Origin of the sequence: Nonomuraea rhizosphaerae (assembly GCF_019396405.1) — a bacterium.
Lineage (GTDB): Bacteria > Actinomycetota > Actinomycetes > Streptosporangiales > Streptosporangiaceae > Nonomuraea > Nonomuraea rhizosphaerae.
The window spans coordinates 1-12,359 of record NZ_JAHKRL010000414.1 but is presented as its reverse complement, the minus strand read 5'-3'; the positions used below and the strand labels follow the sequence as shown (position 1 = coordinate 12,359).

General features: G+C 72.8%; 8 protein-coding genes. 3 read left to right on the top strand and 5 right to left on the bottom strand.

From position 1 onward, the window contains the following. Positions 1-572: CHAT domain-containing protein (locus KME77_RS21325; RefSeq protein WP_219470501.1), on the top strand; the 572-nt coding region annotated here is incomplete at its 5' end. A 200-nt stretch (positions 573-772) separates the two neighbouring features. Here KME77_RS21325 and KME77_RS21320 read toward each other — a convergent pair. The 4 genes from KME77_RS21320 to KME77_RS21305 form a co-directional block, all read right to left on the bottom strand. Further along, positions 773-1,630, bottom strand: coding sequence for a sulfurtransferase (locus tag KME77_RS21320; RefSeq protein WP_219470499.1), 858 nt, complete (start codon positions 1,628-1,630; stop codon positions 773-775). A 153-nt stretch (positions 1,631-1,783) separates the two neighbouring features. Continuing rightward, entirely contained in the window at positions 1,784-2,968 is a 1,185-nt protein-coding gene (locus tag KME77_RS21315) for an alkaline phosphatase family protein (RefSeq protein WP_219470497.1), read from the bottom strand. A gap of 313 nt (positions 2,969-3,281) precedes the next feature. Continuing rightward, positions 3,282-3,872, bottom strand: coding sequence for a DUF5998 family protein (locus KME77_RS21310; protein WP_219470495.1), 591 nt, complete (start codon positions 3,870-3,872; stop codon positions 3,282-3,284). Positions 3,873-4,243: 371 nt separating this feature from the next. Next, positions 4,244-7,330 carry a bifunctional acetate--CoA ligase family protein/GNAT family N-acetyltransferase gene (locus tag KME77_RS21305; protein ID WP_308250806.1) on the bottom strand — a complete coding sequence of 1,029 codons (3,087 nt, stop codon included), beginning with the start codon at positions 7,328-7,330 and terminating at the stop codon, positions 4,244-4,246. A 170-nt stretch (positions 7,331-7,500) separates the two neighbouring features. On the opposite strand from KME77_RS21305, the gene KME77_RS21300 reads away from it, so the two are divergent. Both KME77_RS21300 and KME77_RS21295 read left to right on the top strand, forming a co-directional pair. Next, positions 7,501-8,391: a carbohydrate kinase family protein gene (locus tag KME77_RS21300; protein ID WP_219470492.1), complete on the top strand. Its 891-nt coding sequence runs from the start codon at positions 7,501-7,503 to the stop codon at positions 8,389-8,391. An 86-nt stretch (positions 8,392-8,477) separates the two neighbouring features. After that, the gene (locus KME77_RS21295) at positions 8,478-11,222 is read left to right on the top strand and encodes an ABC transporter substrate-binding protein (RefSeq protein ID WP_308250807.1); all 2,745 of its coding nucleotides are present in this window, start codon (positions 8,478-8,480) and stop codon (positions 11,220-11,222) included. Positions 11,223-11,268: 46 nt separating this feature from the next. Here the strand turns inward: KME77_RS21295 and KME77_RS21290 are convergent. Continuing rightward, a partial coding sequence (locus KME77_RS21290) for a RecQ family zinc-binding domain-containing protein (protein WP_219470488.1) occupies positions 11,269-12,359 on the bottom strand: 1,091 nt, incomplete at its 5' end.

Sequence of the window (12,359 nt, the reverse complement as noted above, 5' to 3'; positions counted from 1 at the left end):
GCCGCGCCGGCGCCATGACCGCGCCGCCCGTCGTGGCCGCCGCGGCCGGGCCGGGGCTCGCGCACGCGCGGGCCGAGGTCCAGCGCGTGCTGACCTGCTATTCCGGGGCGCGCGAGGTGCCCGGGCGGTCCGGCGCGGTGCTCGCCGCCCTGACCGACGCCGACGTGCTGCACCTCGCGGCCCACGGGCTGTTCCACGCGCGCAGCCCGCTACTGTCGGGGATCACACTCGACGACGGGCAGCTGATGGCCTACGACCTGCTCGGGCTGTCGCGTTCGGCCCGGCTCGTGGTGCTGTCGGCCTGCGACGCCGGGATGGCCCGCACTCCGACCGACGGGGCGCCGCTCGGGCTGGCCGGGGCGTTCCTGGGCAGCGGGACGGCGTGCGTCGTGGCGGGGATGGTGCCGGTGGGGGACGAGGCGGCCCTGACGGTGATGACGATGTTCCACCAGTTGCTGGCGCAGGGACACGGGCCGGCGGGGGCGCTGGCGTCGGCGGCGGCCAAGACGGGGGTGGAGGGGTTCGTGTGCTTCGGGGCGGGGTTTCATCCGGTGGTGCCGGCGCGGGTGTAGGACGGCTCGCCTGGTGGGGGCGTCCGGTCGGCTCCGGGGCTGCCTGGGCTTTCACGGGACGCAGGGCGGCCGGGTCTTCGCGGGACGGCTGCTCGGCTTTCGCGGGACGGCTGCTCGGCTTTCGTGAGGCGCCCGCTCAGGCCCCCTGCCCTCTGCCCCGGCCCGGGCACTCTGTGGTGCCCGGGCGGGGCGAGGCGGGGTCAGCCGGTGGCGACCGCGCGGGACGGGTCGGTGATCCACTCCGACCACGAGCCCACGTACAGCGCCGCCGGCAGGCCCGCCACCGCCAGCGCCAGCACCTCGTGCGCGGCCGTGACGCCGGACCCGCAGTACGCGCCGGTCGCGACGCCACCGCCCGCCCCGAGCGCCTCGAACCTCTCCCGCAGCCTCGCCGCGGGCAGGAACCGCCCGTCGGGGCCGACGTTCTCGGTGGTCGGCGCGCTGAGAGCGCCGGGGACACGCCCGGCGACCGGGTCGATGGGCTCCACCTCGCCCCGGTAACGCTCACCGGATCGCGCGTCGAGCAGCACCCCGGACCCCGCCAGCTCCGCGGCCTGGTCAGCGGTCAGCACCGGCATGCCGCCGGGCCGGGCGACGAAGTCACCAGGCTTGGCCGCTGGCTCCCCGGTGACCACCGGCCGGCCGGCGTCCGTCCAGGCGGCCAGGCCGCCGTCGAGCACCCGTACGTTCCCGTGGCCGAAGTACCGCAGCACCCACCAGGCCCGCGCTGCCGCCATCGCGCCCGTGTCGTCGTAGACCACCACGGGCCGCTCCCCCGACACCCCGAGCCGCCGCATCGCGTCCTGGAAGTCGTCCGGTTCCGGCAGCGGGTGGCGGCCGCCCTTGCCCGGAGGCGCGGCGAGGTCGGCGTCGAGGTCGCAGAAGACGGCGCCGGGCAGGTGTCCCTGGCGGTAGAGGTCGATCCCGGGCGGGCCGCCGAGCCGCCACCGCACGTCGAGCACGGTCACGCCGTCGAATGTGGCGGCGTCGTCGAACGTGGCCGCGCCGTACAGGGTGGCCAGCTCGTCCGCGGTGATCAGTGGGCTTGCGGGGCTCATGGTGCGGTTCCTCCAGGTGGCGGCGGTGTCAGCGGATCGTCCAGGCGCGACGCGGGCGGGTCGTCATCCAGCCACGACATAAGCCGCTCACCGCCCAGGCGCGACGTGAGTCGTTCCCCGTCCGGGCGGGACGTGAGCCGTCGGCGACGGGACTCATCGGGTCGACACCTCGACGAGCGGGACGTGCTGCTCGGCGGTCGTCATCGATCCGTGGTACCCCGTGAACAGCGCCTCGATCGGATGCGCCGCCGGCGCGGTGATCGCCAGCGCGGAGTGCGGGACGGCCACGACGTCGCCGATCCGTTCCACCCACTCCTGGCGTACGCGCGGCCCGAACCATCCCGAGTCGATCGCCTCCTGCCTGGACACCACCCACGCCTTGCCGCCCAGGCTCTCCCGCCAGGCGTCGAGAACCTGACCGGCGGCCCCCGGCTCGGCGTACACGTGCCTGGCCCGCGCCTCCCCGCCCAGCATCGCCACGCCTTGGCTCAGCGCGGGGTGGGTCTCGGCGTTGACCCTCTCGGTGGCGTTGACCATGCCGTGGTCGGCGGTCACGTACAGGGCGGAGCCGGGGGGCAGGTCCGCGGCCAGGCGTTCGGCCATGCGGTCGACGATCTCCAGCTGGTCCAGCCACTCCTTGCTGCCCCAGCCGGTCATGTGGCCCATCGCGTCGAGGTCGCCGTAGTAGACGGTGACGTGGGCGCGGGGCTCCACCATAGCCGCGCGTACCCGCTCCACCCGCTCGTCCACGCTCTCGGCGGCGAGGTAGCTGACGCCCCGGTAGACGGCCTCGGTCAGGCCGCTCCCCCGGAACTCGGCCGGCGCCACGTACGCCGTGTAGATCCCCGCGGCGGCGGCGCGCTGGAAGACGGTCTCGGCGGGCTGCCATTCGGCGGGGTCCATGAACGCGCCGCCGGGCAGCGTCCAGCGCAGGCAGTTGAACAGGTGCCCGGCGCCGGGCACGGCCAGCATCAGCCCGAGCATGCCGTGCTCGCCGGGCGGCATGCCGGTGCCGAGCGAGCACAGGCTGGTGACGGTGGTGGCGGGGAACCCGGCGGTGAGCGTGGAGGCGGTCGCGGCGGCCAGGAAGGGGGCGCGGTCGGCGTGGGCGCGCAGGAGCTCGGCGCCGAGACCGTCCACGACGAAGAGGCAGACGCGGTCGGCGGGGGCGAGCTGGAGGCGGTTGGGCGCGTCCACGCCCAGCGAGGCGAGGAGCGAGTGGGGCAGATCCGCGAGCGACGCGTCCCCGTACCGGGGAATGCTGGGCTCTTGGGACTTCTGGGCCTTCGGCGACTTTTGAGGCTTCTGGGACTTCTGAGGCTTCTGGGGCTCGCTCATGTGCCGCGCCTGCCCGTCGGAATCTGCCACTCTGTACGGTCAAGATCGTGTTTTGGAACTCGCCTCTTCATGCGCACCTCTTTTTACGATCTTGTACGGCAGGCCGACGTCACCGCCACCCGCCGCACGTGGCCGAGGGCCTCCAGGAATACGGCCGCTGAACCCGCACGTGGCCGGGCGCCGTCACGCGCGAATTCCCGGCCGTCTTCTTCGCTGTCCGGTCAGCCGTCTTCGCCTTCGCTGTCCGTCAGCCGTCGTCTCTGTCCCGTCGGCGCCGAGAGGGTGGGGCCGGCGGGGTGGGGAGTGCCGCTTCTCAGCTCGATGCGCGGGCCGTGGCTTCGGAGAGGGACTTGGCGAAGGCGAGCACGTGGGTGACCGCCTCCGGCCCGTCGGCCGCCTCGCTGACCCGCAGCGACAGGTCGTCGGCGGTGATGGCGCCCGTGTAGCCGTGGTCGGCCTCGCAGTTCTCGTCGCCGCAGGTGGCCGGTTCGAGGTCGACGTGCGAGATCGCGCCCCAGCCGATCGTGAGCGTGACCTCCGTGGGGGGCACGCCCGGCACGTACGAGGCGGGGTCGGGGACGACACGGGTGACCGCGACCGACTGGACGCGGGTCAGCCGCACCGCCTCGGTGGTCGTGGAGGCGTGGGAGGTCGAGACGCCTTCGACCGCGGGGTGTTCGTCGGTGTGGCAGACCAGCAGCCTCGTCGCCGACAGCACCAGCACGGTGACGTGTCTGCGCACCTCCATCGCGGGGTCGAAGGTGGCCTCGTGGTGCACGACGAACGCGGTCACGGCCTCCTTGCCCAGCGCGGATTCGACCGCATCGGTGACGAGGTCGGGGTAGTAGCCGCTGCGCTCGATCGCTTCACGCAGGCCCGCGGCTGAGACTCGGGTTTCCCTCATGGGTCCATCCTGCCAGGACCGGGCAGTGCACTCACCCACCAGACATAACGCTCTATAACGTCTTTTTTCTCGTTATCTCGCGCATGGGTCTGCTCAATCCTCTGGGATGACAAATAGTGAAATTCCGTGAAATGAGGGGCGCTAACGCTCCACGCCTACTCTCCCAGCTCACCTGCCCCACGACGAGATGACACCATCCCTGCGGCCGACTGCAGTCACAGGACGTCCGGCCGCAGGAGACGAGCGGGTCGTAGGAGCCCGGACGCTGGGGATACAGAGCCGGTCGCGAAGCCGGGCGGCGGGGCTGCAGAGCCGGTCACAACGCCGGTCACAACGCCGGTCACAGCCGCACGCGCCGGGGACGGTGGCCGTCAGGACAGGCGGCGGGGGCCTCCGTCCAGGCGGGGGCCCGGTGGGGTGCGGAGGGTGGCGCGGGCGGCCAGGATCGTGACGCCCTCACGGCCCACCAGCACCTGGTCGAGGTCCAGGTGAGCCACCTCCGGGAGGTCGTTGGCCAGGCGGCCCACCCTCACCAGAAGGTCTTCCAGGGCGTCGACGGCCACCGGCGGATAGCCGTACTCGCCGAACAGCAGCGGAGCCGCACGGACCGAGCGCACCAGCTCGGCCGCGTCCTCGCCGGTGAGGGGGGCGAGCCGGAAGCTCTGGTCGAGCAGCAGCCGCGCCGTCACCTCACCCAGGCCGAACGAGACGATGGGGCCGAAGGCGGGGTGCTCGGTGACGCTGACCACGGTGGGCACGGCGGGCTGCGGCGCCATCCGCTGCACCGCCAGCTCCACCCCCCGGCTCTGGCCCAGCCCCTGCCCCGAGCCCTCTCTTTGCCCCTGGCCCTGTTCCTGGCCCTGCCCCTGTTCCTGGCCTGCGGGGGCCGGATCGCTCGACGAGGGGGTCCCGTCGCTTGCCGCCGGCTCTTCGCCGAACTGGGTGGCGAGGTCGGCGTACGCGTGGCGCAGGCTGTCCGGCCCCGCGAGGCCGAGGCGTACGGTGCCGGCGCGCCGGGCGGCGTCCGGGCCCGCCACCTTGAGGGCGACCGGCCAGCCCAGCCGTTCGGCTGCCGCGACCGCCTCGTCCGGGGAGTGCACGACCTCGGCCGGCCAGACGCTCAGCCCGTAGCAGGCGAGCAGCTCGGACACCTGGGCGGGAGTCGCCTGGATGGAGGGGCCGGGGTCGGAGAACAAGGGTCGTCCGGGCGACGCACCGACATCCCCGGCATCCTCGTCGCCGCCGGTGACCGGCTGGGACGCGGCGGGGGCGGGGGCTTCGTGAGCGTCACCAGGTGACGAAGCCCCGACCGACCCAGGGGATGGTTGCGGGCCTTGAGCGGCTGCGGCGGGCGTCGAGGCCGATGAAGAGGAAGCGGATGAAGAGGAGGCGAACGGAGAGGAGACGGTCGAGGAGGAAGCAGCCGAGGAGGTAGGAGCCGGGGAGTCCGTGGAGGGCGCCGCAGCGGGCGAGGAGTCCGTGGATGGTGCCGTGGCGGGCGAGGACGCCTGTGACGCGTGGAGGACCGTTTCGATGAGGGTGCGGGCGCGGGCCAGGTCGATGTCCGGCACCTCGTGCGGCGGGAGTGACGGGCGGGCCAGCCATCGGGCATACCGTACGACGTGCGCGAGCGCCCGTACCGCCTCCTCCGGCGCCGCGTACGACGGGATGGAGCCGTGCGACGGCCCCGCCCCGAGCCGCAGCGACGGATGCATGCCCAGATGCCCCTCGAACGTCGCCAGCACAGGCTTGCCGGCCTCAGCCCCCGACGAGGCCTCCAGCAGGGCCGCCGCCACCTCGGCCCCCTCGCCCGGAATGGGCGGCATGTAGATCACGACCACCGCGTCCACCGCCGGCGAGGCGAGCTGCTCGGTGAGGGCGGTGCCGAAGGCGGACGCGCCGGCGGCGGCGCCCAGGTTCACCGGCGCAAGGGGCTCCAGGCCGGCCGCGACGCAGGAGTTGGCGGCGAGCAGGCCGAGGGCGTCCGAGTTGGTGATCAGGCCGACGCGGGGCCCCTGGGGAAGCGGCTGGTACGCCAGCAGCTGGCCCACGTCGAAGAGCTGGATCAGGTCGTCCACCCGGATCAACCCCGCCTGCGAGAACAGGGAGCTGATCGCCGAGTCGGGCAGCCCGAGCGACTCGGCCGAGTGCCCGGCCGGGGTGCCGCCGCTCTTGACCACCACGATGGGCTTGCGGCGGGCCAGCCGCCGGGCGAGCCGGGTGAACTTGCGGGGGTTGCCGAGCGACTCCAGGTAGAGCAGGACCACCTCGGTGGAGGGGTCCTCCTCCCAGTACTGGAGCAGGTCGTTGCCCGAGACGTCGGCCCGGTTGCCGGCCGACACGAACGACGAGATGCCCATCCCCCGCTGCGCCACCCGCTGGAGCAGGGCGGTGCCGAGCGCGCCGGACTGACTGAAGAAGCCGACCCTGCCGCTGCCGGGCAGGGTGGCGGCGAGGGTGGCGTTGAGCTTGACGGCGGGGTCGGTGTTGGCGATGCCGAGGCAGTTGGGCCCGACGACGCGCAGCCCGTACGCCCGGGAGATGCGCGCCAGCTCGTCCTGGCGTTCCTTGCCGGCCGGGCCCGTCTCGCCGAAGCCGGAGGAGACCACGACCAGCCCGTGCACGCCCTTCTCGGCGCACTCCTTGACGACCTCGATCACGCCGGAGGCGGGCACGGCGACCACGGCGAGGTCCACCTGGTCGTCGATGTCGCCCAGGCTGCGGTACGCGCGCACGCCGGCCAGCGCCCGCGCCTCCCGGTGGACGGGGTAGACGGGGCCGGCGAAGTCGGCGGCCAGCAGGTTGCGCAGCACGGTCTGGCCGACGCCGCCCGAGCGTGAGGCGCCGATGACGGCCACCGAGCCGGGGGCGAGCAGGCGGGCGATGGACCGGGCCTCGGCGCGGTGCTCGCGGGCGGTGGTGACCTCGGCGGAGGTGGCGGTGGGGGTGAGGTCGAGCGTCATGCGGACGACGCCGTCGGCGAAGCGGCTCTCGGCGGTGTAGCCGGCCTGGCGCAGCAGGCCCGTCATGCGCATGTTGGCGGGCAGGACGTCGGCGACGAAGCGTTCGATGCCGTGTTCGCGGGCGGTGGCGGCGAGGTGTTCCAGGAGTACGGAGGCCACGCCCCTGCCCTGGTGGGCGTCCTCGACGAGGAAGGCGACCTCGGCCTCGCCGGGGCCGGTCCGGTCGTAGCGGATCACGGCGACCATCTCGGTGCCGATGGTGGCGATCAGCGCGACCCGGTCGACGTAGTCGACGGTGGTGAACCAGGCGACCTCCTTGTCGGAGAGCCGCGGCCTGGGCCCGAAGAAGCGGAAATAGATGGACTCGTCGGAGAGGCGGGAGTAGAAGGCGAGAAGTCGGTCGGCGTCGGCGGGTTTGATGGGACGCACGTGAGCGGTGCCGCCGTCGGCCAGGACGACGTCGGCCTCCCAGTGGGCCGGATACGGAGCCTCCACAGTCCCGAGCGTAGACCCGCATCCCAAATGCCAAGACTGGCGGTGCCCTTTCAGCAACGCTTGTGCATCGAAGGCGACCGTCTGTCGGGGGTCCGCCCCACGGGCAGCCCGGAAGCTGTTAGTTTTCTCGTGGCCAGGCTCGATCTGAAGGCAGGCAAGGTGGTGGCATCATGACGCGGGTCGTCGTGGTGGGCGATCTCATGACCGACGCGGTCGCGCGCGCCCGCTATGCACTCGCCAGGGCGAGTGACACCCCGGCGATCGTCACGATGCACGGCGGCGGCTCCGGGGCGAACATCGCGTCCTGGCTGGCCGTCGAGGGCGCCGAGGTGGCCTTCATCGGCCGCAGGGGCGCCGACATCACGGGGCGCAACCGCGACATGGAGCTGATGGGCTACGGCGTGGACGCCCGGCTCGTCATGGACCCGGAGCGCCCGACGGGCACCTGCGTGGTGCTGGTCACGCACAAGGGCGAGCGGACGATGCTGTCCGATCCGGGCGCCAACGCGGCGCTGTCGCCCGAGGATCTGCCGCGCGACCTGTTCGGCGGCGGCCACCTGCACCTGTCGGGATACACCTTGATCAACGAGGGCTCCCGTGACGCCGGTCTGGCCGCGCTCGACATGGCCCGCAGGTCCGGGATGACCATCTCGGTCGACTGCTCGTCCTCGGCTCCGCTGGAGCGTACGGGGGCCGAGCCGTTCCTGGAGTGGACCGGCGGCGCGAAGCTGCTGTTCGCCAACGCCGACCAGGCCAAGGTGCTGACCGGGCGCGAGGAGCCCGAGGCGGCGGCCAAGGTGCTGACCGCCTGGTTCCCGCAGGTCGTGATCAAGATGAACGCCGACGGCGCGCTCTGGTTCGGCAACGGCCGCTCCGAGCCCGTGCGGGTCAACGCCGACCCGGTCGACCGGATCGTGGACGGCACGGGGGCGGGCGACGCGTTCTGCGCCGGGTTCCTGCCGCCGTGGCTGGAGGGCAAGCCCCCGGCCGAGGCGCTGAGCGGCGGCTGCCGGCTGGCCTCCAAGGCGATCGTGCATCTGGGGGCGCGGCCTCGCCTTTAGCGTCCGACGCCCCTTATCGTGAAAAGTCGGGATCAATGTCAGGTCCAGGACGGTTACGAGAACGGTAAGGAGCCGGATTGCTGGGCGTGCGTCCGTTACGGCCAGGCGACCCCGCGTCAATTGGCTCGTACGAGGTCACCGGGTTCATCGGTGAGGGCGGTCAGGGGAGCGTCTATCTGGGCGCCGGGCCGTCGGGTGAGCGGGTGGCGATCAAGCTGCTGCACGCCAGGTTCGCCGACGACGCGCAGGCCGTACGCAGGTTCCGGCGCGAGGCCGAGGCCGCCCGGCGTGTGGCCGAGTTCTGCACGGCCCGCGTCCTGGAGGTCGGCGCGATCAACGACCGCCCGTACATCGTCAGCGAGTACGTGGACGGCCCCTCCCTCCAGCACCAGGTGTCCGGCGACGGCCCGCTGCGCGAGCAGGCCCTGGTACGTCTGGCGATCACCACGGCCACGGCCCTGACCGCGATCCACCGGGCCGGGGTGATGCACCGCGACTTCAAGCCGAGCAACGTGCTGCTGGCCTCCGACGGGCCGCGCGTGATCGACTTCGGCATCGCGCGGGCGCTGGACGTGAGCCAGAGCCTGACGACCAGCGTGGTCGGCACGCCCGCGTACATGGCTCCCGAGCAGTTCCACGGCGAGCCCTCTCCCGCCAGCGACGTGTTCGCGTGGGCGGGGACGATGGTGTACGCGGCGACGGGGCGGGGGGCGTTCGGGTTCGGGGCGCTTCCTGTGGTGATGCACCGGATCCTCGGCCTCGAACCGGACCTGGCCGGGGTGCCGCAGACGCTGAGGCCGCTGCTGTACGGGGCGCTGAACAAGGATCCGCGGCGGCGGCCGACGGCCGAGCAGGTGCTGGGCGAGCTGTTCAAGGCCAGCGCCCCACCACCTCCCCCGCCGGCCTCGCAACAGATCCCGCCACCGGCCTCGCAACAAGCCCCACCGCCAGGGCAGCCCCCGTTCACGGCGCACGGGGCGGCCCCCGCTCCGCCGTCCGGGTCGCCGGTCCCGCTCCAGTGGAACTCCGGGCCACGGACGCCGCCCACGTACCAGGGCGGCCCCGTCACGCCCATGACCGCGCCCGCCGCCCGGCGGCGCGGCGTGCTAGTGTCGCTGAGCGCGGTGGGGACCGCGCTGCTGATCGGCCTGGTCGCGTGGATCTTCCTCCGCCCCGACCTGGGGGTCGGCGAGAGGACGGCAGCGCCCTCACCGGCGGTCTCCGGCTTCGGCGCGGCGGTGACGGGTGTGGTGAACCCGTCCGCCAAGAAGGGCGGCACGCTGCGCGTGTCCTCGGCCTACACCATCGACTCCACCGACCCCGGCGACATGTACTACGCCGACGCGTTCAACGTGGTGCGTCTCTACGGCCGGTCGCTGACGATGTTCAAGCTCGTCCCCGGCGCCGAGGGCACGAAGCTCGTGCCGGACCTGGCCGAGTCGCTGGGCAGGGCGAGCGACGCCGGCAGGACGTGGACGTACCGGCTGCGGGCCGGCCTGAAGTTCCAGGACGGCACGCCGATCACCTCGGCCGACGTGAAGTACGCGGTGCTGCGCAGCCTGGACGACGCCTTCTTCAACGGCCCCAGCTACTTCCAGGACATGCTCGCCCTCCCCTCGGGCTACAAGGGGGCCTACAAGTCACCCGAAGCCGACACGAACGCGGCCATCGAGACGCCCGACGACCGCACGATCGTCTTCCATCTCAAGGAGCCGTACGGCGCCTTCGACTACATCGCCCAGCTGCCCGACACCGTCCCGGTCCCGAAGGCCAAGGACACGAAGGACAAGTACCGCGCGGCGGTCGTCTCCTCGGGCCCGTACCAGTTCGAGAGCGCGTCGGAGAGCAGGCTCGTCCTGGTCCGCAACCCCAACTGGGACCAGGCCACCGACCCCAACCGCCCGGCGCTGCCCGACCGGTACGAGATCGACTACGGGCAGACCGACGCCGTCACCGCCATGCTGAACGGGCAGGCCGACGTCGGCTCGCAGCTCGCGCAGGCCGACGAGGCGAAGATCGTCGGCTCGACCGCGATCAAGGAGCGCGCCGACGCCCCCGTCGGCTCCCGGGTGCGCTATCTGGCGATCAACCCGCAGGTCGAGCCGTTCGACAACGTCGACTGCCGCAAGGCCGTGGTCCAGGCCCTGGACCTGGCCGCGATCGGCAGGGCCTACAACTCGGGCCTGGCCCAGCCGCAGACCCCTGACGCCCTGGTGCCTCCGGTGGTGCCCGGCGAGCACGCGAAGCTGCAGGGGCTCACCGCCACCGGCGACACGAGTGCCGCCAAGCAGTCACTCGCCGCGTGCGGCAAGCCCAACGGGTTCAGCACCAAGTACGTCTACCGCGAGGCGACCGGCGAGGCGGCGGCGGCCGAGGCGGTGCGGACGGCGCTGGGCAAGGTCGGGATCAACGTCGAGCTGCGGAAGTTCCCGATCACGGACTTCTTCGCCAAGTACGGCGGCAGCCCCGACTGGCTCAAGGCCAACGGCGGCGGCCTGATCGCCCGGACCTGGGCGCCCGACTGGCCGGACGTGGAGTCGTTCGTCAGCCTGCTGGCCGACAGCAGGACCATCGTCGACAAGGGCAACTCGATCAACGTCAACATCCGGCAGCCCGCCATCGACGCGCTCATCGACCAGGGCAGGCGCGCGCTCGACAGCGCCACGCGGGCCCAGCGCTGGGCGGAGGTGGAGCGGAAGGTCGCCGACGAGGTGCTGCTGGTGCCGCTCACCTGGGACCGCAACGTGCTGCTGCACAGCGCCAGGGCGACGAACGTGCACGTCAGCCCGGTCTACACGTCATACGACCTGGTGACGATGGGCGTCGGCTGACCCGACGCACATCGTGGAGTCGGCTGACCCGGCGCACGTCGCAGAGTCAGCTGACCGTCGCGAGGACCAGCGGCAGCACGGCCGGGGCGCCCGCGTGGCGGACGAGGGCGGCGGCGAGCGTCATGGTCCAGCCGGTGTCCACGCGGTCGTCGATCAGCAGCACGGGCCCGCCGCAGGCGGCGACGGCGGCGCCGAGGTCCTTGGGCATGGCCAGTGTCGCTCGCACCGCCTGGACCCGTTTGGCGCTGTTGAACTGCCTGCCCGGCGACCCGGCGCGATAGCCCAGCTCGCCCAGGTAGGTCAGCCGCCCCACCTGCGCCAGCCGCTCGGCGAACCCGCGCACCAGCAGCGGCCGCGACGCCGACGGCACGTTGACCACCGCGACGGGCCGCTCCTTCCACTCCCAGGCGGACAGCACCTGGACGACCGCCTTGAACATGTCGTCGGCCATCGGCCCGTCCTCGGCGTTGAACAGCTCGCGCAGCCGGTTGCCCCACCCGATGTCGGTGAGCCGCCCGAGCGCCCGGCCGGGCTCGGCGCCCAGCTCGGGCTTGATCCGCCCCGACAGGTCGCTCAGCCCGGTCGGCCACTGCCTGCGCGCCTCGATCTCGACGCCAGGTCTGCTCAGCCGCTCGCGGGCGCCCGCGACGGCGCCTTCGGCGATCTGCGGCGAACGGTGCTCGCCGGTGCAGTTGTCGCACCGGCCGCAGGGCTCGGCGCTGTCGTCGTCGAGGTGGTGGCGCAGGTAGCGCTCGCGGCACTCGGTCGTGGCCAGGTAGCCGAGCATGGCGTCCTGCTCGGCCTTGCGCTCGCCGGCGATGCGGGCGTAGCGCTCGGCGTCGTACTCCCACGGCTCGCCGGTGGACTCCCAGCCGCCCTTGACCCTGCGTACGGCGCCGTCCACGTCGAGGACCTTGAGCATCATCTCCAGCCGCCCCCTGCTCAGGTCAACGGCCGTCTCCAGCGCGGGGGTGGACATCAAGCCGCGCTCCTCCAGCGTCCGCAGGGTGGTGCGGACGACCGGCTCGGGCGGGAAGGCCAGCGAGGCGAAATAGGCCCAGATGTCGCGGTCCTCGGTGCCGGGCAGCAGGATCACCTCGGCCCGCTCGACGCCGCGCCCGGCCCGCCCGACCTGCT

What these genes read in the sequence shown, in the direction of transcription:
- KME77_RS21320 (WP_219470499.1), bottom strand. Translation starts at nt 1,630, where the DNA reads ATGAGCCCCGCAAGCCCACTGATCACCGCGGACGAGCTGGCCACCCTG.
- KME77_RS21315 (WP_219470497.1), bottom strand. Translation starts at nt 2,968, where the DNA reads ATGAGCGAGCCCCAGAAGCCTCAGAAGTCCCAGAAGCCTCAAAAGTCG.
- KME77_RS21310 (WP_219470495.1), bottom strand. Translation starts at nt 3,872, where the DNA reads ATGAGGGAAACCCGAGTCTCAGCCGCGGGCCTGCGTGAAGCGATCGAG.
- KME77_RS21300 (WP_219470492.1), top strand. Translation starts at nt 7,501, where the DNA reads ATGACGCGGGTCGTCGTGGTGGGCGATCTCATGACCGACGCGGTCGCG.